We start from the raw sequence: 23,441 nt of genomic DNA on the forward strand, positions 1-23,441 counted from the left end.
TGGCGAGGTGGCGTCACCGCTCTCGCCGGCTGCGGCGGCCGACCCACGTCAGGTCTTGTCGAGGTTGGTGGTGATCAGGACGAGCTCGCCGGCGGCGTCGGTCGCGTCGAGGTCCACCTCGGCCTGGATCCGCCAGTCGTGGTCGCCGTCGGGGTCGTCGAGGATCTGGTCGACCAGCCAGCGGCCGGGCTCCTTCTCGACCAGCAGCAGCGCCGGGCCGCGGGCGTCGGGGCCGGTGGAGATCTCGGGGTACTCCGCGTAGAGGTCCTCGATCGCCTCCTGCCACAGCTCGACGTCCATGACCTCGGTGTCGGGGGCGGGCAGATCCGCGTCCGCGCGCGCCTCCTTGGCGAGCTCCAGGGCCGCCGCGTCGAGCTCGGCCAGGTCGATCCAGCGGCGCAGCGCCACCAGCTCCACCTTGCGGAACATCGCGGAGCGGACCATGACCCGCAGCGCCCGCTCGTTGGCGGACAGCGGACGGTTGCCCCCGGGCAGCGGGGTGACCAAGGCCTCCAGCGCCTCGGCGGACATCGCCTCGTCCTCGCTCGTGAGCGCCTCCCACTCCTCCAGGAGGGACGAGTCGGTCTGGCGCACCACCTCGCCGAGCCACTCGATCAGGTCGGTGAGCTCGTCGGTGCGGTAGGTGGCGGGGACCGTCTGGCGCAGCGCCTTGTAGGCGTCGGACAGGTAGCGCAGCACCACGCCCTCGGAGCGAGACAGCTGGTAGTGGGCGACATACTGACCGAAGGTCATGACGCGCTCGAAGAGGTCGCGCACGACCGACTTGGGCGACAGGTCGTCCTCGGAGATCCACGGGTGGGTCTCGCGGTAGGTGTGCAGCGACTGCTCGAGCAGGTCGGCGAGCGGCTTGGGCCAGGTGATCTCCTCGAGCAGCTCCATCCGCTCGTCGTACTCGATGCCGTCCATCTTCATCTCCTGGACGGCCTCGCCGCGGGCCTTGAACTGCTGGGCCATCAGGACGGCGCGCGGGTCGTCGAGGGTGGCCTCGATGATGGAGACGACGTCGAGGGCGTAGGTGGGCGACTCGGGGTCGAGCAGCTCGAAGGCGGCCAGCGCGAAGGTCGACAGCGGCTGGTTGAGCGCGAACCCGCGCTGCAGGTCCTCGGTGAGGTAGATCCGGCGGCCGGTCTCGTCGGGCTCGTCGAGCTGGGTGACGATGCCGGCGTCGCGCAGCGAGCGGTAGATCTCGATGGCGCGCCGCTGCAGCCGCGCCTGGGTGCGCGCGTCGGAGTGGTTGTCGCGCAACAGATCCCGTATGACGGGAAAGGGGTCGCCCTCTCGCTGGATCAGATTGAGCAGCATGCCGTGACTGACGTGCAGGCGCGACTGGAGGGGCTCGGGGTCGGCGGTGACGATCCGGTCGAACTGCTCCTGCGTCCAGCTGACGAACCCCTCGGGCGGCTTCTTGCGCTGGACCTTGCGCTGCTTCTTGGGGTCGTCGCCGGCCTTGAGCAGGGCTTTGTGGTTCTCGATGACGTGGTCGGGCGCCTGGACGACGACGGTGCCGGCGGTGTCGAAGCCGGCCCGACCGGCCCGCCCCGCGATCTGGTGGAACTCGCGTGCCTTGAGGACGCGCTGGCGGGAGCCGTCGAACTTGGTGAGGCCGGTCAGCAGGACGGTGCGGATGGGCACGTTGATGCCGACGCCGAGGGTGTCGGTGCCGCAGATGACCTTGAGCAGGCCCTGCTGGGCGAGGGTCTCGACGAGGCGGCGGTACTTCGGCAGCATGCCGGCGTGGTGGACGCCGATCCCGTGCCGGACGAGGCGCTGCAGGGTCGCGCCGAACCCCTTGGCGAAGCGAAAACCCTTGAGCTCGGCCGCGATCGCCTTCTTCTCGTCCTTCGTGGTGACGTTGAGGCTCATCAGGGCCTGGGCCCGCTCGAGCGCGGCGGCCTGGGTGAAGTGCACGACGTAGACCGGCGCCTTGTCCTCCATCAGCAGCAGCTCGATGGTCTCGTGGACCGGCTGCATCGCCCACTCGAAGGTCAGCGGGATGGGCCGGGTGGCGCTGCTGACCACGACGGTGTCGCGGCCGGTGCGGCGCTGCAGGTCGTCGACGAAGAAGCTGGTGTCGCCGAGGGTCGCGCTCATCAGCAGGAACTGCGCCTGCGGCAGCGTCAGGATCGGGACCTGCCAGGCCCAGCCGCGGTCGGGCTCGCTGTAGAAGTGGAACTCGTCCATGACGACCTGCCCGACATCAGCCCGATCCCCTTGTCGCAGCGCGATGTTGGCGAGGACCTCGGCGGTGCAGCAGATGATGGGTGCGCCGGCGTTGACGGCAGCGTCCCCCGTCATCATGCCGACGTTGTCGGCGCCGAAGGCCTCGCAGAGCGCGAAGAACTTCTCGCTGACGAGCGCCTTGATCGGCGCGGTGTAGAAGGTGCGACGCCCCCCGGCCAGCGCCATGAGGTGCGCGCCGAGCGCGACCATCGACTTCCCGGAGCCCGTGGGGGTGGCGAGGATGACGTTGGCGCCCGTGGCCAGCTCCAGCAGCGCCTCGTCCTGCGCCGGGTAGAGCTCGATCCCCCGCTCCAGGGTCCACTCCACGAAGGCCGTATAGACGGCGTCGGCGTCGAAGCCGTCAGGGGTGCGGTCAGCGGGGGGCGGCAGCAGGTCGGTGAGCGTCATCGTGGACCCATCGTCCCAGATCGTCTCTAGGCTGAGAGCCGTCGCCGACCCTCGGGAGCCCAGATGAAGTACGTCCCCAGCAAGATCGTCCTCGTCGGAACCGGCGCCGTGGGCATGGCCTACGCGTACGCCCTCGTCAACCAGGGCATCTGCGACGAGCTGGTCCTGATCGACCTCAACGAGGCCAAGTCCCGCGCCGACGTCCTCGACCTCAACCACGGCGAGGCATGGGCCCCGAGCCCGGTCAGCGTGAGCTTCGGCAGCTACGACGACTGCCGGGACGCCGCGATGGTGGTGGTCTGCGCGGGCGCGGCCCAGAAGCCGGGCGAGACCCGCCTCGACATCGCCGACATCAACCTGCGGATCTTCCGGGAGATCGTGCAGCGCGTCACCGCCTCCGGCTTCGACGGGATCTACCTGGTCGCCACCAACCCGGTAGACGTCCTGACCTACGCGACGTGGCGGTTCAGCGGGCTGCCGGCCGAGCAGGTCCTCGGCTCGGGGACCACGCTGGACACGGCGCGGCTGAGGTTCCACCTGGCCCGGCGGTTCGAGGTGAGCACGTCCAACGTGCACGCACTGATCATCGGCGAGCACGGCGACAGCGAGCTGCCGGTGTGGAGCGCAGCCTCGGTCGCCGGCCGGTCCATGAGCCGGCGGATCGCCGCCGAGCCGGCGCTGCGGGCCGAGCTCGACGCCATCTTCCAGCGCACCCGCGATGCGGCCTACGAGATCATCGACGCCAAGGGCTCGACCAGCTACGGCATCGGCATGTCGCTGGCCCGCATCACCCGCGCGATCCTCAAGAACGAGAAGGCGATCCTGCCGGTGAGCACCCTGCTGCGGGGCGAGTACGGCCACGACGACGTCTGCGTCGGCGTCCCCACCATCCTCAGCCGCGGCGGCGCCAAGCACGTGGTCGAGCTGGACCTCGACGGGGACGAGCAGCGGGCGTTCGACGCGAGCGTGGCGACGCTCCGGGGCTTCCGAGAGCGGGTCGACGCCCTCCTCTGACCCCTTGCTGGCCCGCCTCAGGTCGTCACATCCGCCGGGGTTGGCACGCCAGCCGGCGGCGGCACGACGGCCGGCGGCAGCACGACGGCCGGCGGCAGCACGACGGCCGGCGGCAGCACGCCATACGGCCTGGTCTCGGCGGCCATCCTCCGTCTCGGCCACCATCGCCGGTCTACGGCTGCAGCACCAGACCGACGCCGCACGTCCAGACGGGGGACGCAACCCCAGACGGCGGCCGGACCAGAGCCGGACACGGCCACCCCGCCGGTCTCGGTGGCTGGCGGCGGCACGGCCCGCCATACGGGCTGGTCTCGGCGACCATCCTCCGTCTCGGCGACCATCGCCGGTCTACGGCTGCAGCACCAGACCCAAGCCACACGCCCAGACGGGGGACGCAACCCCAGACGGGGGGCCAGACCCGGCCACCCCGCGCCGGTCTCGGCGACCATCCACCGTCTCGGCCACCATCGCCGGTCTACGGCTGCAGCACCAGACCGGCGCCGCACGTCCAGACGGGGGACGCAACCCCAGACGGCGGCCGGACCAGAGCCGGACACGGCCACCCCGCCGGTCTCGGTGGCTGGCGGCGGCACGGCCCGCCATACGGGCTGGTCTCGGCGACCATCCTCCGTCTCGGCGACCATCGCCGGTCTTCGGCTGCAGCACCAGACCGACGCCGCATGCCGAGACGCGGGACGCAACCCCAGACGGCCGGGGCGAGCAGCAGCATCCGCCGGGGTTCGACACATCGACCTGGCGTGCTGACCCAGGCGGAGGCGACTACCTGGGGCAGGTCAGACCAGGAAGCGGTAGAAGGGGCTGTCCGGGTCGACCCGCTCCACCCGGATCGGGCTCTCCTCCAGCCGCCGCAGCAGGCCGGGCAGGTCCCCCGGCCGCCCGAGCTCCACCCCCACCAGCGCCGGCCCGATCTCCCGGTTGGACCGCTTGACGTATTCGAACAGCGTGATGTCGTCCTCCGGCCCGAGCACCTCGTCCAGGAACCGCCGCAGCGCACCCGGCTCCTGCGGGAAGCTCACCAGGAAGTAGTGCTTGCGCCCCTCGTAGACCAGCGAGCGCTCGACGATCTCGGAGTAGCGGGACACGTCGTTGTTGCCGCCGGACACGATCACGACGACGGTCTCGCCCGGCGCGACCTGCGCGATCGCCTCCCGCTCGCCACCCCCCAGCGCGGCCGCCGCGAGCGCGCCCGCCGGCTCCGCGATGATCCCGTCCACCTGGTAGAGGTCCAGCATCTCCGTGCAGATCTTGCCCTCGGGCACCTGCACCAGCTCGATCGACATCCCGCTCTCCCGCGCCTCCCGGACCAGGCCGTATGTCGTCTCCCCCGCCCGCCGCACCGCCGCCCCGTCGACGAAGGTGTCGATCGCGGGGAGCGTCACCGGCTCCCCCGCCGCGAGCGCCGCTGCCAGGCAGGCCGCCCCGGCGGGCTCGACGCCGACGACCCGGGTCCGCGGGTGGCGCTCGCGCAACCAGGCCACGCACCCGGCGATCATCCCGCCACCGCCGACCGGGACGACGAGCACGTCGGGGGCGCGGCCGAGCTGTTCGACGATCTCGAGGGCCACGGTGCCCTGCCCGGCGATGGTGCGGGGGTCGTCGAAGGCCGGGACCAGGGTCGCCCCGGTGACGGTGGCCTCGACGGCGGCCGCGCCGGCCGCCTCGTCGTAGGTGTCCCCGGTGACGACCAGCTCGACCGCCTCCCCGCCGAGGGACAGCATGCGGTCGCGCTTCTGGCGAGGGGTGGTGCTGGGGACGAAGATCCGGGCCCTGATGCCCAGCTCCCGGCAGGCATGGGCGACACCCTGCCCGTGGTTGCCCGCCGAGGCGCACACCACCCCGGCGGCCCGCTGCTCGGGGGCCAGCTGCGACACGAAGTGGTAGGCGCCCCGCAGCTTGTAGGACCGCACGGGCTGCAGGTCCTCCCGCTTGAACCAGACGTCGGCCCCGACCCGCTCGCCGAGCCGCGGGGCCGGGTGCAGCGGGGTGCGGGTGACGACCCCGTCGATCCGGGCGGCGGCCTCCTCGACGGCGACGGCGGGGACGAGGGTGGAGAGCATGACCCCACTCTTCCGACCTGCTCGCATGTCGGACGCTCCGTCTCACATGACAGGACGGCCCGGACGAACCCAAAGGTCGCGAAACGATAACTCCTGCCCGGAATGCGTAGGCCATCCGGGTGAACGAACAAAAAAGGTCTTCCGTCCGGGCAACCGCACCTGGGCACGATCCGTCCTGTAGGCGTGTGAGCGTGCGAGGGGGAGGTTCACACCGGAGAGCGGTGCCGACGGGTTTGGGGGTCGTCGGCACCGCTCTTCGTGCGTCCGGCGGCAGGGCGGCCAAGGGGCCGGGGCGGGTGCCCGAGGGCGCGGCCCGAGCGCGCAGCGCCCGGCTCAGGTCGCGTCAGGTCGCATCAGGGGGTCATGACCACCTTGATGCAGCCGTCCTGCTTCTTCTGGAAGGTGTCGTACATCCGCGGCGCGTCGTCCAGCGACACCCGGTGCGTGGCCAGCGTCTCCGTGCCGAGCACGTCGCCGTCGCGCTGCAGGACCTCGAAGATTTCGTCGGTCCACCGCCGCACGTTGGCCTGGCCCATCCGGATGGTGAGGTTCTTGTCGAACATCGTCATCATGGGCATCGGGTCCACCGCGCCGCCGTAGACGCCGACCACCGAGACCGTCCCGCCGCGGCGCACCGCGTCGAAGCAGCTGTGCAGCGCGGAGAGCTGGTCGATCCCCATGCGCTCGGTCATCGCGCGCCCCAGCGGGCGGGGCAGCTTGCCGACGACCCGCACGGCCGCGCCGGCGACCGGGGACCCGTGCGCCTCCATGCCGACCGCCTCGATCACCGAGTCGGCGCCGCGGCCGCCGGTCAGCTCCTTGATGGCCTCGGCCGGGTCGGACACCGTCCGCAGGTCGACCGTCTCGACGCCGTAGACCTTGGCGAGCTCGAGCCGCTCGTCGACCCGGTCCACGCCGATGACGCGACCGGCGCCGAGCTGCAGGGCCGACCGCGCCGCGAACTGCCCCACCGGGCCCAGGCCGTAGACCGCGACCGTCGAGTCGGGCTCGATGTCGGCGTACTTCGCAGCCTGCCAGGCGGTGGGCAGGATGTCGGACAGGTAGAGGTAGCGCTCGTCGGGGCCGTCGGTCGGCAGCACCACCGGGCCGTACTGCGCCTGCGGCACCCGGACGTACTCCGCCTGGCCGCCGGGGACGGCGCCATACAGGCTGGTGTAGCCGAAGAGCGCCGCACCCATGCCCTGGTCGCGCACCTGCGTGGTCTCGCACTGCGACTGCTTGCCGATCCGGCACATGGCGCAGTGGCCGCACGAGATGTTGAAGGGGACCACGACCCGGTCCCCCACCTTGAGGTCGCCGGTCTGCGCCCCGACCTCCTCGACGATGCCCATGAACTCGTGGCCGAGCACGTCGCCGGGGGTGAGGAACGGCGCGAGGGTCTTGTAGAGGTGCAGGTCGGAGCCGCAGATCGCGGTGGAGGTGACCCGCACGATCGCGTCGGTGGGCTGCTCGATGCGGGGGTCCGGCACCTGCTCCACCGCGACCTTCTCCACGCCCTGCCAGGTCAACGCCTTCATGAGTTCCTCTCCGCGGCAGGCACCGTGCCGCCGCTCCACCGCCAGATACCCCCGTGGGGGGAGGTCTCAGACGCCGCCCGACAACGCCCTCCCCGGCCGCGGACGACAGGGGGTGCGTCGGGGGTGTGTCCCCGACCCGGTCGGGTATGCGCGAGCGCAGCCCGAGGTCGAGAACCCGCGCCCCGGCTGTCCCAGCGCCGCGACAGCGGCCCGCCCCTTTGGAGGACCTATGCCGAACCGCCTGCCCGACAAGCCCTCGCTCGAGGAGCCCACCACCCCCCAGCCGCCGCTGCCGCCGGCTGACGACACCCGCGCCCCGCAGGTGCGGACCGCGACCGGCTACGACACCGGCGCGGCCCCGGATGCCCGCGCCCAGCAGGGCGAGTACCTCACCACCGCCCAGGGGGTGCGCCTGCCCGACAGCGACCACTCGCTGAAGGCCGGTGACCGGGGCCCGACGCTGCTGCAGGACCACCACCTGCGGGAGAAGATCACCCACTTCGACCACGAGCGCATCCCCGAGCGGGTGGTCCACGCCCGCGGCACCGGTGCCCACGGCGTGTTCAAGGCCTACGGCTCGGCCGAGAAGGTCAGCCGTGCCGCCTTCCTCAAGAAGGACGTCGAGACGCCCGTCTTCGTGCGCTTCTCCACGGTGCTGGGCTCGCGCGGCTCGGCGGACACCCCACGCGACACCCGCGGCTTCGCCGTGAAGTTCTACACCGAGGAGGGCAACTTCGACCTCGTCGGCAACAACATCCCCGTCTTCTTCATCCAGGACGGCATCAAGTTCCCGGACGTGGTGCACGCCGCCAAGCCGGAGCCGGACCGCGAGATCCCGCAGGCCGCGAGCGCGCACGACACCTTCTGGGACTTCGTGTCGCTGCACACCGAGGCCCAGCACCACACGCTGTGGAACATGTCCGACCGGGCGCTGCCGCTGTCGCTGCGCACGATGGAGGGCTTCGGCGTCCACACCTTCCGGCTCGTCGACGAGGACGGCAAGACCGTCCTGATCAAGTGGCACTGGAAGCCGGTCGCCGGCGTCCACTCCACGCTGTGGGAGGAGGCGCAGCTCATCATGGGCGGCGACCCCGACTTCCAGCGCCGCGACCTGGCCGACGCCATCGAGGCCGGCCACTACCCGCAGTGGGAGCTCGGGATCCAGGTCATGCCCGACACCGAGGACCAGACCTTCGAGGGCATCGACCTGCTCGACCCCACCAAGCTGGTCCCGGAGGAGCTGGCGCCGGTCCAGCCGGTCGGCATCATGACGCTGGACGCCAACCCGACCAACTTCTTCGCCGAGGTGGAGCAGGTCATGTTCAACCCCGGCCACCTGGTGCCGGGCATCGACGTGGTCAACGACGCGCTGCTGCAGGCGCGGCTGTTCTCCTACGTCGACACCCAGATCACCCGGCTGGGCGGCCCCAACTTCTCCCAGCTGCCGATCAACCGGCCGCACGTGGACGTCAACGACAACCTGCGTGACGGCTTCCACCAGCACGCGGTCCCGACCGGGGTGGCGCCGTACCGCCCCAACTCCCTCGGCGGCGGCTGCCCCTTCCACGCGGGCGCCGACGTGGGCGGCTTCGTGGAGGTCCCGGCCGCGGTGGCGGCGTCGCAGAAGGTCCGGGCGATCCCGCGCTCCTTCGACGACCACTACTCCCAGGCCCGGATGTTCTTCCGCTCGCTGTCGCCGGTGGAGCAGGACCACACCGTCTCGGCCTACTCCTTCGAGCTCGGCAAGTGCACCTCGTCGGTGGTGCGCGAGCGGCAGCTGCAGTGCCTGGCCAACATCGACGCCGACCTGTGCGCCGGCGTCGCTGCGGCGCTGGGCATGCCGGCGCCGAAGCCGACCGTGGAGGTGGCCGACGCGGCCCCCAGCGCGGCGCTGTCGCAGGTGGGCAAGGAGTTCCCCGTCGACGGGCGCAAGCTCGGCATCGTCTGCGACGCCGACAGCGACCTGGCTGCCGTGACGGCGATGGTCGGCGCGGCCACCAAGGCCAAGCTGGTGCCCTTCGTGGTGGGGCCGCACGGCGGCACGCTGCAGGGCAAGGGCGGGGAGGTCGAGGTCGACAAGACCTTCGCGACCGCCCGGTCGGTGGAGTTCGACGCCGTCGTCCTGGCCGGGCCGATCGCGCCCGCCGCGGACGCCGCGCCGACCTTGGACGCCCGCAACGGCGACCCGGACGCGTCGGCCAAGCCCACTGACCCGCGCATCGCCCTGCTGCTCGGCGAGGCCTTCCGGCACTGCAAGGCCATCGGCGCGGTGAGCGCCGAGGCCCTCGGTGACCTGCCCCAGGACGCCCCCGGCGTGGTCGTCGCCGACGCCAAGGCCATGGTCGGCGAGCTCACCCCGCTGCTGGCCAAGCACCGGGTGTGGGACCGCTTCCCGACCCGCGCCCGCTGAGCCCGTCCCGGGTCCGCACCGACCGCCCGCCGCCACGCAGCCCTCTGCGAGGCGGCGGGCGGTCGGCATACGGTCAGGCCCAGCCGGCCCAGCGGGCCTCGAGGGTGGCCCGGTCGTCCAGCGGCCGTATGCCGCCCGCACCCGCCGCCCGCACGGCCGCCGCGGTCTCGCCGCGCGCGAGCTGCCGGGTGGCGCGGACCTGCACCAGCAGCCGGCCGTCGTCGCCGTAGTCGGCCGGCCCCTGCCCCACCAGCGCCCGCAGCGGGGCGTCGAGCCCGACGGGGCCGTGGACGACGACCTGGTGGCGGCAGCGCCGCAGGCTCTCGGGGTCGGGGTGCCCGACGTGGATCCGCGGGTCGTGCTCGAGGGGGGCCGGGAGGGCCACGAGGTCGACGCACCACACCCCGGCGTCGCTGTCGCGCAGCAGCGCGGCGACCGTCGCGGCCAGGCTCCCGGGGTCGGGCGCTCCGCGCAGCTCGACCACCGTCTCGGGGTGCGCCCACACGAGACCGTGGCCGCGGGCCAGCGGGTCGGTCAGCACGGTCGCGAGGTGCAGGGTCTCGCGGTCCTTGACCGCGCGGGCGCCCTCCCCGGCCCGGCCCGCGAGGTCCGGGCCGTCGTGCCAGGCCACGGCCTCCGGGACGTGGCGCAGGTCGGCGCCGGCGAGCCAGCACCGGTGGGCGAGGTCCCAGTCCTCGCCGCCGTAGCCCACGAACCCGGGGTCGAAGCCGCCCGCCGCGTCGTAGAGCTCGCGGGGCAGCGCCATGACCGCGCTGATGACGAACCGGTAGGACCGGTCGTCCGCCGCCCGAAGGTCCTGCGTCCGGGCGTATCCCTCACGCAGCCAAGCGGGTTCGTCGAGGAGCGGCGGGGCCGGAGCGTCCCCCTCGCGCCAGGGCCGCAGCCGCTGCGGGGTCCACCCGGCGAGGTCGGCGTGACGGCGCCGCCCGACGGCGAGGGTGCCGCGCGGGCCGTCGTGCACCACCGCCGCGAGCCGCCGCAGGTAGTCGGGCTCGGGCACGGTGTCGGCGTCCAGGAAGCACAGCACCGGCGCCGAGGTGGCCCCGGCACCCAGGTGGCGGGCCGCAGCCGCGCGGAACCCGGCGTCCGGCTGCCGCAGCAGGCGCACGGGATACGGCCGGTCCCCGAGGACCGGGGGGACGGCGGACCCGTCGTCGGCGACGACCACCTCGAGCTGGTCCAGCGGGAGCGTCTGCAGCTCGAGGGCCGCGAGGACCAGGTCGAGCTGCGCCTGCTGGTCGTAGCAGGGGATGACGACGGCGACGCCGCTGGACGCGGTCACGACGCCCACCGCGCGAGGACCGCGGCGTAGCACCGGCCCGCCTCGTCCCGCGTGGGGGTGAGGCGGACGTCCGGGCCGAGCCAGGTGGAGGCGGGGTCGGCGAGGGCCGCCCGGGCGGCGGCGGCGAGGTCGTCGTAGACGAGCACCGCGCCCGGGCACCGGGCCACGAGCTCCTCCACGTAGCGGCTGCGCGGCACCAGCGGCCGTCGCCCGGCGGCCAGCCACGAGTTGATCGACCCCGACGCCGACAGGTGGCGGTGCGGGGCGACGGGCACCGCGGCCCCCCGCAGCCGACCCACGAGCTCGTCGTCGGGCAGGTAGCCGGTCACCGCGAACCTGCGCCCCAGCCTGGCCGCGCGCGCGCCGAGCTCCTCCGCGAGGTCGTCGTGGCCGTCCGAGGGGCGGCCGAGGGCGAGCACCCCCACGTCGTCCGGCAGGGTGGCCGCCGCGTCGAGCGCCTCCTCGTGCCCCTTGCCGGGGTAGAGGTAGCCGAGGACGACCAGGTCACGCTGGTCCGCGCCGGGGGCGGCATCACTGGGAGGGATGGGCTCAGGCGGCGTGGCCGGGCGCTCGTGGGTGGCCACGGGCAGCGGCACCACGGCCCGACGGTCGTCGGGGAGGGCGGGGGCGCCGGCCTGCGCCAGGGCGTCGTCCAGCAGCGCGGCCTCGTGCCGGCTGCTCACCACCACCCCGTGCACGGCCGCCACGACCTGCGCGTATGCCGCTGCCCGCCGCTCGAAGCCGCCCGGGCCGTCCGCGGGCTGCGGCAGGTCATGCAGCGTGACCGTGAGCCGGACCTGCGCCGCGAGCGCGGTGAGCACGTCGGCGGCCTGCGCCGCGGTGCGGCCGAGGAGCTTGTCGGTCACGTGCAGGTGGACGTGGCCACCGCGGTGGGCTCCCAGCGCGGCCCCGAGGTCGGTGCCGTGGCCGTCCTCGACCCGCACCACGGGCTGGTGGCGCAGCGCGGGGGTGTCGTGCAGCTCCAGGGCGCAGCGGGTCACGCCATGGCTCGCCGGGCCCACCACGAGGTGGGCCGTCACCGCCACCCCATGGCCTCGATGGTGCGGGCGTGGCGGGTGAGGCCGAGCTCGACGATCTCGGGGTGCTCGCGCAGCCACGCCAGCTGCACCTCGCGCACCTCGGCGTCGGGGAGCACCTCGCCGCGCAGCCGCCAGTCGACGCGGGGCTCGGCGTCGAGGTCCAGCGCCGCGACGACCCGCTCGTCCAGGGGGGCGTAGAGCTCCGGCAGCAGGGTGCGCCCGGGGTCGCGGGCCTCGACCGGGAGCCCCAGCGCCTCCTGCACCCGCCGGGCCAGGCCGAGCAGCAGCGTGTTGCCGGGGTGGTTGACGACGTGGCAGGCGTCGGCGCCCGCGGGCTCGAGCAGGTCCGACACGACGACGGTGCCCGCGACGCTCTCGCGACGGCGCAGCTCGGCGACCGACTCCCTGGCCACGGCGCGGATCGCGTCGGCGGGCATGACGTCCCGCGGCCGCGACCCGGCGGCCTCGAGCAGCGTGCGCAGGTCGTGGTAGGGCACCCCCGGCGGGTCCCCGCTCTCCGGGGTGCGGACCAGCACCTGCCAGGGGTAGAGCCCGGCGTAGAAGCACACCGGGATGGCCAGCAGCCGCAGCCGCGGGTGCCGGGCCAGGACCTCCTGCGTGCCGAGCGGCAGCCCGCGGTAGCCGTCCTTGACGGGCTGGGCGACGAGGACGTCCGCCCGCTGCAGCAGCAGGTCCAGGTGGTGCACGTCCGCGTCGTCGAGCTCGAAGACCGGCGGCACCCGGACGGTCCGCAGCTGCGGCGAGGCGTCGAGCAGCACCCGCAGCGCCTCGGCCTGGCAGTTGCCGAGGACCACGGCCAGCGGGGCCCCCGCGTCCGCCATACCGGACGCTGGTTGAGTGACGCCATAGAACTCTGCGTAATGGCGCACCCGGCCGTCGGTCTCGTCGACGGGCAACGGGTTATCGGGGCGGGTCATGAGGTACACAGTAGGGAGCCAGATCGTTCGACGGAGCCTTGAAACCATGGGCGCCACCAGCGGGCCACCGTGCCCCGGCCCAGGAGGACCCATGATTCGCGTCGCCAGCATCCCGGGGACGCATCCGTATGTCGCCCAGGTGCTGCCTCGCGTTGCTGCGGCGGACTACCCCCAGCTGCCCGTCGGCCCCACCCGCGAGCCCGCCGGAGCCGGCGGGGCGGCCCGGCTGCCGGACCCGCTGCCCGCGGGGCGGTGGCCCGCCGAGGGGGTCTGGTGGCCCCCGCGCATGCTCGAGCCGGGCTGGATCGCCGAGCACGCCTCCGACATCGACGTCGTGCACCTGCACTTCGGCTTCGAGGGCCGCACCACCGGGCAGCTGCAGGAGTGGCTCGCGGTGCTGGGTGACCACGACCTGCCCCTGGTGCTGACCGCGCACGACCTGGCCAACCCGCACCTGCGCGACCAGACCCCCCACCTCGCCGCCCTGGACGTCCTGGTGCCCGCGGCCTCCCACGTGCTGACCCTCACCCCCGCCGCCGCCCAGCAGCTGCGGGAGCGGTGGGGCGTGCGCGCCCAGGTGGTGCCCCACCCGCAGGTCGTGGACGACGGCACGATCCTCGCGACGCAGCGCGGGCCGAGCGGGATGCAACCGCGGGTCGGCATGCACCTCGGCGCGGTGCGCGCCAACGTCGATCCGGCGCCCTGGGTCCCCGACCTGGTGCGCGCCACCGAGCGGGCCGGAGCGGTGCTCGAGGTCGTCGTCAACGACGAGGTGCTGCGCGGCGACGACCGTCGGCAGGCCGTGGTGCGGGCCGTCGAGGACGAGCTCGCCGGGCAGGAGCACGCGCGGCTGCGGCACGTCCGCCGCATGTCCGACCCCGAGCTGCACGCCTGGGTCGCCGCCCTGGACGTCGCAGTCCTCCCCTACCAGCACGGCACCCACTCCGGGTGGCTCGAGATGTGCTGGGACCTCGGCACGTCCGTCCTCGTCCCGGCCGTCGGCTGCTACGCCGAGCAGCACGTGGAGCCGGGCTTCCACGCCACGCTCCGCCACCGCGGCGTGAGCAGCGCCCTCGCCTCGCTGCTCGAGGCCCGCGCCCACGGCTGCCCGTGGGGCGACGCGCGCCATCGGGTCGCGGCCCGCGCGGCCACCGGCGCCCACGTGCGGGCGGCCCACGAGGCGGCATACGGCCGGGTCCTGGCCGGGGGGCCGAACGCGGTGGCAGCCGGATGAGCCGGCGGCAACCACTGCGGGTCGCGCTGCTCGCGCCGCACCGGCACCCGATCCGTGAGCCCTTCGCCGGGGGCCTGGAGGCGCACGTCTGGCACCTGGCCCGCGGGCTGCGCCAGCTGGGTCACGAGGTGCGGCTCTTCGCCCCCGAGGGCTCCGACGGCGTCGACCCGCAGCACGCCTTCCCCCGCGCGCCCTGGACCCCGACCGCCGCCGCGGCCGCGGACGTGTCCATGCCACCGCGGGCGTTCATGAGCGCCCACCACGCCTACCTGCGGGTCCTGGTGGCCCTCTCCCGCGAGCTGGCGACCGAGGTGGACGTGGTCCACAACCACGCGCTGCACCACCTGCCCGTGGCGATGGCCGCGACCGTCCCGGTCCCCATGCTGACGACGCTGCACACCCCGCCGACGCCGTGGCTGGAGTCGGCCGTGGAGGTGACCGCGGGGGACGGGAGCGCGGCCAGCAGGTTCGCGGCGGTGAGCGGCTTCACCGCCGACGCCTGGCAGGTGCTGCACCACCGCCCCCGCGTGGTCCACAACGGCGTCGACCTCACCGAATGGCCGCTCGGCCCCGGCGGTGACTGGTTGATGTGGTCGGGCCGGATCGTGCCGGAGAAGGGCCCGCACCTGGCGATCGACGCGGCCCGCGCGGCCGGCATGCGGCTGCGGGTGGCCGGGCCGCTCAGCGACAGCGGCTACTTCGCCCGGGAGATCGCGCCCCGGCTGGGCCCGGACGTGGAGTACGTCGGTCACCTGCCGCACGCCGGGCTGGCCGAGCTCGTGGGCCGGTCCGCGGCGGTGCTGGTCACGCCACGGTGGGACGAGCCCTTCGGGCTGGTGGTGGCCGAGGCGCTGGCGTGCGGCACCCCGGTGGCGGCCTTCAGCCGCGGCGGGATCCCCGAGGTGGTCGACCGGCCCGAGCTCGGCGCTCTCGTGCCCGCCGACGACGTGGCCGCCCTCGCCGCCGAGCTGCCCCGGGTGGTGCGCCTGGACCGCGCGGCCGTCCGGCGCCACGCCGAGACCGAGCTGTCGGTCGAGCGGATGGTGCGACGCTACGTCGGGCTCTACCAGGACCTGCTCGCGGGGCACTGGGACGAGCACCGCGACACCCCCCGGGTCGTGCGAGAGGTGAGGTTCGGCCGATGATCGGGTGGTACGTCCACCACCACGGTCGCGGGCACCTGCACCGGGCGCGGGCCGTCGCGGCGGAGCTGCGCGAGGACGTGACCGTGCTGTCCAGCCTGCCGCCGGAGCCCTGGGCGCCCTGGGTCGAGCTGCCGCGCGACGACCTCGAGGGTCGCGCCGGCGCGACCGCGCACGGCCGGCTGCACTTCGCCCCCACCGACAGCCCGGGCCACCGCGAGCGCCTCGCCCGCATCGTGGCCTGGGTGCGGGAGACCCGTCCCCGCCTCGTGGTCGTCGACGTGTCCGTCGAGGTCACCGTGCTGCTGCGGACGCTCGGCGTCCCCGTCGTGGTGTCGGCCATGCCCGGCGAGCGGGACGACGCGCCCCACGAGCTGGGCCACGACCTGGCCTCGCACATCGTCGCGCCGTGGCCGGGCGACCTCTACCAGCCCGGCTACCTGCAACGCCGCGCCGGGTCCGTCACCTGGGTCGGGGGCATCTCCCGGTATGCCGGCCGCCCCCTGCCCGGGCCCGACGAGGTCACCACGGCCCGCGCCGGGGCGGCGCGCCAGGTCCTGCTCGTCGGCGGCGCCGGCGGCAGCGGCCTGACCCGCGCCGACCTCGACGCCGCGCGCGCGGCCACCCCGGGCTGGACCTGGACCGTGGCCGGGCCGCTCGGCCGGTGGCACGACGACCTGTGGCCGCTGCTGCACGCCTGCGACGTCGCCGTCGTGGCGGCGGGGCAGAACTCCGTGGCGGACGTCGCGGCGGCGGGCTGCCGGGCGATCGTCATACCGGAGGATCGTCCGTTCGACGAGCAGCGGGCGACGGCGGGGGTGCTGGACCGGGCGGGCCTGGCCGTGGTGCGGGACTCCTGGCCGCAGGACTGGGAGGCCACCCTGGCCGAGGCCATGGATCGCGAGCCGCGGTGGGAGCGTTGGCAGGTCGAGGGCGCGGCCGCGCGGGCGGCACGAGCGGTGGAGGCGACGTGCGCGTGACCGTCGTGACCATCGCCGCCGGTCGCCACCGCCACCTGCTGGCCCAGCGCGAACACCTGCGGGCCCTCCCCGAGCCGCCGCACCACGTGGTCGTGGCCATGGGCGACCCCGAGATCCCCCGCCTGCTCGACGACGACCCGGGGACCGAGGTCGTCGAGGTGCCCGTGGTCGACGGTCGGCTGCCCCTCGGCGAGGCGCGCAACGTCGGGGCGGCGGCCGCGCTGGCCGGCGGCGCCGAGCTGCTGGTGCTGCTCGACGTCGACTGCCTGCCCGGCCCGCAGCTGCTCGAGCGCTACGCCGCGGCTGCCGAGTCGCCGGGCGGGAGCGCGTCGCTGCTGTGCGGCCCCGTGACCTACCTGCCGCCCGAGGCGGGGTCGCCGCCCCCCGGGGAGCTTGCCGCGTGGACCCGGCCGCACCCCGCGCGGCCCGCCCCGGCCGACGGGACGCTCCTGCGAGGCGGCGACCACCGGCTCTTCTGGTCGTTGTCCTTCGCGTGCACACCCGCGACGTGGCAGCGGCTGGGGGGCTTCTGCGCGGACTACGACGGCTACGGCGCGGAGGACACCGACCTCGGGATGGTCGCCCGGCGCGAGGGGGTGGACGTGGTCTGGGTCGGTGGCGCCCACGCCTACCACCAGCACCACCGCGTCTCCAGCCCACCCGTCGAGCACCTCGACGACATCCTGCGCAACGCAGCGACCTACCACGCCCGGTGGGACAGCTGGCCCATGGAGGGCTGGCTGGAGGAGTTCGACCGCCTCGGGCTGGCCCACCACGACGGCACCGCGTGGGTGCGCGGACCCCGGAGGCAGCCATGACGGCCGAGCAGGCACCGACCCGGACCGACTTCGAGGCCCTCTACGAGCGCAACCCTGACCCCTTCGGGGTGCGAACCCGGTGGTACGAGCGCCGCAAGCTGCAGGTCGTCCTCGCCGGGCTCACGCGGGAGCGCTACGCCACCGCCTGGGACCCCGCCTGCGGCACCGGGGACCTGGCGCTGCGGCTCTCGTGGCGCTGCGACCGGGTGCTCGCCACCGACGCCGCGCCGCGCGCGGTGCACCTGACCGAGGAGCTGTGCCGGGCCACGACCGTGCAGGTCGCTCAGCTGGCGCTGCCCGGGGACCCCACGACCCGCCCCGGCTTTCCCGCCGAGCTGGACCTCGTGGTCCTGTCCGAGGTGCTCTACTACCTCGACGCGGCGGACCGCCGGGCCGCCACGCAGATGGTCCTCACCCGACTCGCCGCCGACGGGGAGGTCGCGACCGTCCACTGGAGCCACCACCCGCACGACGCCCACCTGTCCGGGGAGGCCGTCACGGAGGAGCTGCACCGGCGGCTGACGGCGGCCGGTCTGCGCCGCGAGGTGCACCACGAGGACCTCGACTTCGTGTCGAGCCACTGGACCCGGGGCCGCACACCCGAGCCGACTCCTGACCCGGACCCCGACGCGACTTCTCACCCCGTCCCCGACCCGATTCCCCACCCGGAGCCCACCCGATGACGATGCCCACCCCGTCAGCCACCCCGGCCACCCTGACCACGCTGGTGCCGCTGCCGGAGCCGCTGCTCGAGCTGCCCGACCTGGGTGCGGAGGGTGTCGGCGCCGACCAGCAGGACCAGCGCCGTGCCGCGGCGCTGCGCGAGCTGGCGGCGTCCCGGGCCTGGGCCGACCTGGGCTGGCCGGAGCTGCTGCGGTCGTTGGTCGCGCTGGGGCGCACCGACGTGCCGCTGGGCCGGCTCACCGAGGGACACGTCGACGCGCTGCGGATCCTGCGGCAGGCCGACGTGCCGCCGGCGGCCGGAGCCGTCTACGCGGTCTGGGCGTCCCGGTCGCACGCCACCGGGGTGCAGGCCACACCCACCGACGACGGGTGGCTGCTCTCGGGGACGCTGCGCTTCGCCTCCGGCGTCGGGATGGTCGACCGGGCCCTGCTGCCGGTGTGGCTGGACGCCGACCGCTCCGTGCTGCTGGACCTGGACGTGTCCGGCTGGCAGGGCGCGGCGGACAGCTGGCACACCCCGGCGATGGTGGCCTCGCGCTCGCTGACCGTCGATGTCCGCGACGTGCAGGCGGCCCGCACCGCCCAGGTGGGGCCGGAGGGCTTCTACCTCGGGCGCCCCGGGTTCTTCCCCGGCGGGGTCGGGGTCGCGGCCGTCTGGGCCGGGTGCGCGGCCCGCGTCGCCGACCTCACCGCCCGCGCCACCGCAGCCGCCCCGCCGGCGCCGGCCCGCGCGCTGCGGTGGGGGCGGGTGCGCACCGAGCTGGCCTGCGCTGCAGCGCTGCTCGCCACGGCCGCCGAGGTCCTGGCCGCCGGTGAGGACGATCCCGCCCATGACCCCGCGCATGACCCCGCGCGTGGGGCCGGCGGTCGCGGGCAGGAGCTGTCCACGGAGGTGCGGTCCGGTGTGGCCGGCTGCGCCCGCCGGGTCCTCGCGGAGTGCCATGCCCTCGCCGGGCCCGCGGGCCTCGCCTACGACCCCGAGCTGGCTCAGGCGATCCTCGACGCCGACCTCTACCTGGCCCAGCAGAACCGCGACGCCGACGAGGGCTACCTCGGTGCACTCCCCCGCTGACCACGCCCTCGTGGTGGTGCCGGCCCACGACGAGGCGGATCAGGTCGGCGCTGCCCTCACCGCGGTCGGCGCGGCCGCGGTCCAGGCGCTGCGCCGTGGCCTCGTGCGGTCGGTGCACGTGGTGGTCGTGGCCCACCGGTGCACCGACGGCACCGACCTGGCCGCGCGGCGGCACCCGTGCCCCCCGCAGGTGCAGCGCAGCGTGCTCGTCGACCACGACTCCGAGACCGTCGGCGAGGTCCGCGACCACGGCGTCCGCACCGGCGCCGCGCGCATCCCCGACCCGCGCCGCTGCTGGCTGCTCAGCACCGACGCCGACTCGGTGGTCCCGCCGACGTGGATCGCCGACCTGCTCGCCGTGGCGGCCCGGCGCCACGCCGTCGCCGTCGCGGGCCTCGTCAAGCTCGTCGACTGGGCGGCCACGCCGGGCGCCAGGGCGGCATACGACCAGATCCTCGCGGCCGGGATGACCGGGCCCGACACGCACACCCACGCGTATGCCGCCAACCTCGCCGTCCGCCTCGACGCCTACCTGGCGGTCGGCGGCTTCCCGGCGGTCCCCCACGGGGAGGAGACCGGCCTGCTGCAGCGCCTCGCAGCGGCTGGGCTGCGGACGACCAGCACCCGGTCGAGCACCGTGCGGACCGCGGGGCGCATGCCCGGGCGGGCGGCGCTCGGGCTGGGGCGGCTGCTCGCGGACCTCAACGACGCCGAGACGGTGGGTCCGGACGCCGCGACGATCGTCGCGCCCCCGACACGGATTGTTTCGGCCGTGGAAGGGTAGGCACTCGGTATGAGCAACGACGACCAGACCACCGCCATCCAGGGCCGCACCCCGGTCGCCGTCGTGGCCGGCGCCTCCCGCGGGCTGGGGCTGCTCGTGGCCCGCGACCTCGGTGAGCGCGGGTTCCGCGTGGTCCTGCTGGCCCGCAACCCGGAGGAGCTGGACGCGGCGCGCAACCAGCTGCGCGGCGAGGGCATCGACGCCCACAGCCGCACCGCCGACGTCACCGACCACGCCCGTCTCGAGGCCGTCATCGAGGAGGTGGAGCGCGAGGTCGGACCCATCACCGTCGCCATCCACGTCGCCGGCGTCATCCAGGTGGGGCCGCTGGCCGCCACCCGGCGGGAGCACTTCGAGCAGGCCATCGACATCATGCTGTGGGGACCGGTCAACCTCGCCCTCGCCGTGCTGCCGGTGATGCGTGAGCGGCGCCGGGGCCGGATCGGCGTCGTCACCTCCATCGGCGGCAAGATCAGCGTCCCCCACCTGCTGCCCTACAGCACCGCGAAGTTCGGGGCCGTCGGGTTCACCGAGGGCCTGGCCGCCGAGCTGGCCGGCACCGGCGTCACCGCCACCACGATTGTGCCCGGGCTCATGCGCACCGGGTCCCACCTGCAGGCGCAGTTCATCGGGGACCAGGCCAAGGAGTACGCCTGGTTCGCCCCCGGCGCCTCGCTGCCGCTGGTGTCCATGAGCGCCGACCGCGCCGCCCACCAGATGGTCGAGGCGACCCTCGCCGGCGACCCGGTCGCGCTGCTGTCCCCGCTCAGCAAGGTCGGCGCCCGGGTGGCCGGGCTCGCCCCCGCGACCACCACGCGCCTGCTCGGCCTGATGGCCCGGGTGCTGCCGTCCGGCACGGGCGACGGGCAGACCATCACCGGCCACGAGGCCCGGGAGCGGCTCGGCAACCCGGTCGTCGAGGCGCTCACCGTCCTCGGCAACCGCGCGGCCCGCCGCAACAACGAGCACCACCGGGCATGACCCTCGCCTACGCCGACCTGGTCGCCACGAGCGCCGCGGTCGCGGCCACCCGGTCGCGCACGGCCAAGACCGGCGCCATCGCCGAGCTGCTCCGCCGCGCCGAGCCGCAGGAGGTCGGCGTCGTCGCCTCCCACCTGGCCGGGGTGCTGCCGCAGGGCCGCGTCGGCGTCGGCTACCGCGCCATCGCGCAGCCACCCCCGCCGGCCGCCGCGAGCACCCTGAGCGTGCGCGACGTGGACGACGCGGTCACCGCCCTCGCGACCCTGTCCGGTCCCGGCTCCGCCGCGGCCCGCACCGAGGCGCTGCACCGCCTGCTGACGACGGCGACCGCCCCGGAGCAGGAGTTCCTGAGGGCGTTGCTCGTCGGGGAGCTCCGGCACGGCGCCCAGGACGGGGTGCTGGTGGCGGCCGTGGCGGCGGCATACGACCTGCCGGAGGCGACGGTCCGGCGCGGCGCGATGATGGCCGGCTACCTCGGACCCGTCGCGCTCGCCGCGGCCACCGGCGGGGCCGACGCCGTGGAGGCCATCGGGCTCGAGGTGGGGCGGCCGGTGCGGCCGATGCTCGCGGGCGCCGCGCCGAGCGTCGCCGAGGCCTTCGACGAGACCGGCGGCGAGCGGATCGTGCAGTGCAAGCTCGACGGCATCCGCATCCAGGTCCACCGCGACGGCGACGTGGTCAGCGTCCACACCCGCAGCCTGGAGGACATCACGGCGCGGGTCCCCGAGGTGGTGGCCGTCGCCCGCTCGCTCGACGTGCGCTCCGTGGTCCTCGACGGCGAGGCGATCGCGCTGCGCGAGGACGGCCGGCCGCACCCCTTCCAGGTCACGGGGGCACGCACCGCGTCCTCCGCCGACGTCGAGCGGCTGCAGGCACGCACCCCGCTCACCACCTTCCTCTTCGACGTGCTGCACCTCGACGGCGAGGACCTCGTCGACCGGCCGCAGCAGGAGCGCGACGCGGTGCTGCGCCGGGTCGCGCCGGGCCACCTCGTCCCCGCCGTCACCACCGCCGCGGCGGACGAGGCCACGGCCTTCTTCACCGAGCTCGTCGCCGCCGGTCACGAGGGCGTCGTGGTCAAGGACCCCGAGACCCGGTATGCCGCCGGCCGCCGCGGCAGCGGCTGGATCAAGGTCAAGCCGCGGCACACCTTCGACCTCGTCGTGCTCGCCGTGGAGTGGGGCAGCGGACGACGCTCCGGCCTGCTGTCCAACATCCACCTCGGCGCCCGCGACCCCGAGACCGGCGAGCTCGTCATGCTCGGCAAGACCTTCAAGGGCATGACCGACGAGATGCTCGCGTGGCAGACCGAGCGGTTCCTGGCCCTGGAGACCTCCCGCGAGGGCCACGTGGTGCACGTCCGCCCCGAGCAGGTCGTCGAGATCGCCGTCGACGGCATCCAGACCTCGCCGCGCTACCCCGCCGGCATGGCGCTGCGGTTCGCCCGGGTCGTGCGCTACCGGGACGACAAGACGGCGGCCGAGGCGGACACGGTGGACGCCGTGCGCGCCCTGCACGTCGGGGCGCCGTCATGAGCCGCGGCCTGCGGGACGACCCGACCCGCGGAGCGGTCTCGGCGGTCTCGGCCGGGTTCGCTGCCGCCCGGCTCGCCGGGTCGGCCGCCGGAGGAGCAGCCCTGGCCGGCGCCCTCGGGGCGGTGGCCGTGGTCCGGCGGGACAAGCCGCTGCACGCCTACGGCCGCGTCGCCACCGGCACGCTCATCATCGGCACGGTCACCGCCGGCACGCCCACCACCGGCGGCGGCCCCGACGAGCCGTCCGGGATCCCGCTGCTCGACCAGCTCGGCGCGCACCGGTGCACGGTCCGCGCCTCCCGAGCGATGTCGCTGGCCCACCACGGCCCCGACGTCATGGGCGTCGCCGTCCGCGTCGAGGGCGCCGGCGCCGACGGGGGCGACGCCGACCTGCTCTTCGCCTCCACCGGCACCGGCCCCGTGACGCGGTGGCTGCTGACCCTGCACCGCAGCGAGCAGGGCGGGCCGCTGACGACCCTGCTCCCCCAGGACAGCAGCCGCGGCGCCCGGTGGCTGCGGCTCGACCCGGCGGGCCGGGCGGCATACGAGCTGTCCTGGGCCGGCGCCGCCGGCCGGTGGCACCCCGCGGCGCGGCTGCAGCTGGACCACGCCTGGGGCGCGGACCAGGGGCTGCGGTTCACGCCCGTCGAGCGGCCCCTCGCGGGGCTGCGCCCACCGGCCTGGGTGCGGGTGCTGCGGCGCCCCGCCTACCAGGTCGCCCGACACCTGACCAATCCCCAACCACACGAAGGAGATCCCCATGACTGACGAGCAGCGCGAGAAGGTCGCCGAGATCATCAAGAGCACCCGCGTGGCCATGCTGACCCAGACCGACGCGACCGGGCGCCTCGTGTCCCGGCCGATGGCGACGCAGGACGTCGACTTCGACGGCACGGTGTGGTTCATCGCCGAGCGCAGCACGGAGAAGGTCCGCGACCTGCAGGCCAGCCCGCAGGTCAACCTCGCCTACGCCGGCAACGGCTCGTGGGTGTCGCTGTCCGGCACCGCCCGCGTGGTCGACGACCGGGCCAAGCTCGAGGAGCTGTGGAGCACCTTCACCGACGCGTGGATGGAGGGCGGCCCGGACAACCCGGAGAACATCCTCATCGAGGTGACCGGCGAGTCCGCGGAGTACTGGGACGCGCCGGGCGGGAGCAAGGTCGTGCAGCTCGCCAACCTCGTGAAGGCGACCGTCACCGGCAAGCGCGTCGAGGGCGACAACGAGACCGTGGACCTCTGACC

The 23,441-nt window shown here is 74.7% G+C and carries 20 protein-coding genes; 13 read left to right on the top strand and 7 right to left on the bottom strand.

Annotated elements, in window-relative coordinates:
- Positions 1-48 precede the first annotated feature (48 nt).
- Positions 49-2,649, bottom strand: a complete 2,601-nt coding sequence (locus ADJ73_RS01385; protein ID WP_050346774.1) for a DEAD/DEAH box helicase — start codon at positions 2,647-2,649, stop codon at positions 49-51.
- A gap of 63 nt (positions 2,650-2,712) precedes the next feature.
- Between ADJ73_RS01385 and ADJ73_RS01390 the strand changes: the two genes are divergently transcribed.
- Positions 2,713-3,663 carry an L-lactate dehydrogenase gene (locus ADJ73_RS01390; protein WP_050346775.1) on the top strand — a complete coding sequence of 317 codons (951 nt, stop codon included), beginning with the start codon at positions 2,713-2,715 and terminating at the stop codon, positions 3,661-3,663.
- A 17-nt stretch (positions 3,664-3,680) separates the two neighbouring features.
- Here ADJ73_RS01390 and ADJ73_RS17685 read toward each other — a convergent pair whose 3' ends face one another.
- From ADJ73_RS17685 to ADJ73_RS01400, 3 genes are all read right to left on the bottom strand, one after another.
- Positions 3,681-3,809, bottom strand: coding sequence for a hypothetical protein (locus ADJ73_RS17685; protein WP_301280700.1), 129 nt, complete (start codon positions 3,807-3,809; stop codon positions 3,681-3,683).
- Between the two features lie 648 nt (positions 3,810-4,457).
- A complete protein-coding gene (gene ilvA, locus ADJ73_RS01395) occupies positions 4,458-5,741 on the bottom strand; it encodes a threonine ammonia-lyase IlvA (protein WP_050346776.1) in 1,284 nt (427 codons plus the stop codon).
- A gap of 353 nt (positions 5,742-6,094) precedes the next feature.
- Positions 6,095-7,279: a zinc-dependent alcohol dehydrogenase gene (locus tag ADJ73_RS01400; RefSeq protein WP_050346777.1), complete on the bottom strand. Its 1,185-nt coding sequence runs from the start codon at positions 7,277-7,279 to the stop codon at positions 6,095-6,097.
- A gap of 229 nt (positions 7,280-7,508) precedes the next feature.
- On the opposite strand from ADJ73_RS01400, the gene ADJ73_RS01405 reads away from it, so the two are divergent.
- On the top strand, positions 7,509-9,689 hold the full coding sequence (locus tag ADJ73_RS01405; protein WP_050346778.1) for a catalase: 2,181 nt from the start codon (positions 7,509-7,511) through the stop codon (positions 9,687-9,689).
- Positions 9,690-9,762: 73 nt separating this feature from the next.
- Here ADJ73_RS01405 and ADJ73_RS01410 read toward each other — a convergent pair whose 3' ends face one another.
- From ADJ73_RS01410 to ADJ73_RS01420, 3 genes are read right to left on the bottom strand one after another with little or no spacing between them, the layout of a single operon-like run.
- Positions 9,763-10,992 (bottom strand): glycosyltransferase, encoded by a 1,230-nt coding sequence (locus ADJ73_RS01410; RefSeq protein WP_172669675.1) that lies wholly within the window; start codon positions 10,990-10,992, stop codon positions 9,763-9,765.
- Positions 10,989-12,032 carry a hypothetical protein gene (locus tag ADJ73_RS01415; protein ID WP_172669677.1) on the bottom strand — a complete coding sequence of 348 codons (1,044 nt, stop codon included), beginning with the start codon at positions 12,030-12,032 and terminating at the stop codon, positions 10,989-10,991. The genes ADJ73_RS01410 and ADJ73_RS01415 overlap by 4 nt, the downstream gene beginning before the upstream one ends.
- The gene (locus ADJ73_RS01420) at positions 12,029-12,970 is read right to left on the bottom strand and encodes a WcbI family polysaccharide biosynthesis putative acetyltransferase (protein ID WP_156188056.1); all 942 of its coding nucleotides are present in this window, start codon (positions 12,968-12,970) and stop codon (positions 12,029-12,031) included. Before ADJ73_RS01420 ends, ADJ73_RS01415 begins: the two co-directional genes overlap by 4 nt.
- 91 nt (positions 12,971-13,061) lie before the next feature.
- On the opposite strand from ADJ73_RS01420, the gene ADJ73_RS01425 reads away from it, so the two are divergent.
- The 11 genes from ADJ73_RS01425 to ADJ73_RS01475 are packed head-to-tail and all read left to right on the top strand — an operon-like array spanning position 13,062 to position 23,439.
- The gene (locus ADJ73_RS01425) at positions 13,062-14,204 is read left to right on the top strand and encodes a glycosyltransferase (RefSeq protein WP_050346782.1); all 1,143 of its coding nucleotides are present in this window, start codon (positions 13,062-13,064) and stop codon (positions 14,202-14,204) included.
- Positions 14,201-15,349, top strand: coding sequence for a glycosyltransferase family 4 protein (locus tag ADJ73_RS01430; RefSeq protein ID WP_050346783.1), 1,149 nt, complete (start codon positions 14,201-14,203; stop codon positions 15,347-15,349). The genes ADJ73_RS01425 and ADJ73_RS01430 overlap by 4 nt, the downstream gene beginning before the upstream one ends.
- Positions 15,346-16,326 carry a hypothetical protein gene (locus ADJ73_RS01435; RefSeq protein WP_050346784.1) on the top strand — a complete coding sequence of 327 codons (981 nt, stop codon included), beginning with the start codon at positions 15,346-15,348 and terminating at the stop codon, positions 16,324-16,326. The genes ADJ73_RS01430 and ADJ73_RS01435 overlap by 4 nt, the downstream gene beginning before the upstream one ends.
- Positions 16,323-17,144, top strand: a complete 822-nt coding sequence (locus ADJ73_RS01440) for a glycosyltransferase family 2 protein (protein WP_253272633.1) — start codon at positions 16,323-16,325, stop codon at positions 17,142-17,144. Before ADJ73_RS01435 ends, ADJ73_RS01440 begins: the two co-directional genes overlap by 4 nt.
- Entirely contained in the window at positions 17,141-17,827 is a 687-nt protein-coding gene (locus ADJ73_RS01445) for a methyltransferase domain-containing protein (protein WP_156188057.1), read from the top strand. The genes ADJ73_RS01440 and ADJ73_RS01445 overlap by 4 nt, the downstream gene beginning before the upstream one ends.
- Positions 17,824-18,900, top strand: a complete 1,077-nt coding sequence (locus ADJ73_RS01450; protein WP_156188058.1) for a hypothetical protein — start codon at positions 17,824-17,826, stop codon at positions 18,898-18,900. Before ADJ73_RS01445 ends, ADJ73_RS01450 begins: the two co-directional genes overlap by 4 nt.
- Positions 18,884-19,684, top strand: a complete 801-nt coding sequence (locus ADJ73_RS01455; RefSeq protein ID WP_050346788.1) for a hypothetical protein — start codon at positions 18,884-18,886, stop codon at positions 19,682-19,684. Before ADJ73_RS01450 ends, ADJ73_RS01455 begins: the two co-directional genes overlap by 17 nt.
- A gap of 9 nt (positions 19,685-19,693) precedes the next feature.
- Positions 19,694-20,665, top strand: coding sequence for an SDR family NAD(P)-dependent oxidoreductase (locus tag ADJ73_RS01460; RefSeq protein ID WP_050346789.1), 972 nt, complete (start codon positions 19,694-19,696; stop codon positions 20,663-20,665).
- Positions 20,662-22,200: an ATP-dependent DNA ligase gene (locus ADJ73_RS01465; protein WP_050346790.1), complete on the top strand. Its 1,539-nt coding sequence runs from the start codon at positions 20,662-20,664 to the stop codon at positions 22,198-22,200. The genes ADJ73_RS01460 and ADJ73_RS01465 overlap by 4 nt, the downstream gene beginning before the upstream one ends.
- A complete protein-coding gene (locus ADJ73_RS01470) occupies positions 22,197-22,967 on the top strand; it encodes a hypothetical protein (protein WP_050346791.1) in 771 nt (256 codons plus the stop codon). The genes ADJ73_RS01465 and ADJ73_RS01470 overlap by 4 nt, the downstream gene beginning before the upstream one ends.
- Complete coding sequence (locus ADJ73_RS01475; RefSeq protein WP_050346792.1) at positions 22,960-23,439, top strand: pyridoxamine 5'-phosphate oxidase family protein; 480 nt, start codon at positions 22,960-22,962, stop codon at positions 23,437-23,439. The genes ADJ73_RS01470 and ADJ73_RS01475 overlap by 8 nt, the downstream gene beginning before the upstream one ends.
- Positions 23,440-23,441: the final 2 nt, after the last annotated feature.

Origin of the sequence: Arsenicicoccus sp. oral taxon 190 (assembly GCF_001189535.1) — a bacterium.
Classification (GTDB): Bacteria; Actinomycetota; Actinomycetes; order Actinomycetales; family Dermatophilaceae; genus Arsenicicoccus.

Excerpts from the sequence above, each read along its gene's own strand:
- ADJ73_RS01470 (WP_050346791.1), top strand. The coding sequence starts at position 22,197 with ATGAGCCGCGGCCTGCGGGACGACCCGACCCGCGGAGCGGTCTCGGCG.
- ADJ73_RS01400 (WP_050346777.1), bottom strand. The coding sequence starts at position 7,279 with ATGAAGGCGTTGACCTGGCAGGGCGTGGAGAAGGTCGCGGTGGAGCAG.
- ADJ73_RS01450 (WP_156188058.1), top strand. The coding sequence starts at position 17,824 with ATGACGATGCCCACCCCGTCAGCCACCCCGGCCACCCTGACCACGCTG.
- ADJ73_RS01385 (WP_050346774.1), bottom strand. The coding sequence starts at position 2,649 with ATGACGCTCACCGACCTGCTGCCGCCCCCCGCTGACCGCACCCCTGAC.
- ilvA (WP_050346776.1), bottom strand. The coding sequence starts at position 5,741 with ATGCTCTCCACCCTCGTCCCCGCCGTCGCCGTCGAGGAGGCCGCCGCC.
- ADJ73_RS01475 (WP_050346792.1), top strand. The coding sequence starts at position 22,960 with ATGACTGACGAGCAGCGCGAGAAGGTCGCCGAGATCATCAAGAGCACC.
- ADJ73_RS17685 (WP_301280700.1), bottom strand. The coding sequence starts at position 3,809 with ATGGCCGCCGAGACCAGGCCGTATGGCGTGCTGCCGCCGGCCGTCGTG.
- ADJ73_RS01420 (WP_156188056.1), bottom strand. The coding sequence starts at position 12,970 with ATGACCCGCCCCGATAACCCGTTGCCCGTCGACGAGACCGACGGCCGG.
- ADJ73_RS01390 (WP_050346775.1), top strand. The coding sequence starts at position 2,713 with ATGAAGTACGTCCCCAGCAAGATCGTCCTCGTCGGAACCGGCGCCGTG.
- ADJ73_RS01430 (WP_050346783.1), top strand. The coding sequence starts at position 14,201 with ATGAGCCGGCGGCAACCACTGCGGGTCGCGCTGCTCGCGCCGCACCGG.
- ADJ73_RS01405 (WP_050346778.1), top strand. The coding sequence starts at position 7,509 with ATGCCGAACCGCCTGCCCGACAAGCCCTCGCTCGAGGAGCCCACCACC.
- ADJ73_RS01425 (WP_050346782.1), top strand. The coding sequence starts at position 13,062 with ATGATTCGCGTCGCCAGCATCCCGGGGACGCATCCGTATGTCGCCCAG.
- ADJ73_RS01445 (WP_156188057.1), top strand. The coding sequence starts at position 17,141 with ATGACGGCCGAGCAGGCACCGACCCGGACCGACTTCGAGGCCCTCTAC.
- ADJ73_RS01460 (WP_050346789.1), top strand. The coding sequence starts at position 19,694 with ATGAGCAACGACGACCAGACCACCGCCATCCAGGGCCGCACCCCGGTC.
- ADJ73_RS01435 (WP_050346784.1), top strand. The coding sequence starts at position 15,346 with ATGATCGGGTGGTACGTCCACCACCACGGTCGCGGGCACCTGCACCGG.
- ADJ73_RS01465 (WP_050346790.1), top strand. The coding sequence starts at position 20,662 with ATGACCCTCGCCTACGCCGACCTGGTCGCCACGAGCGCCGCGGTCGCG.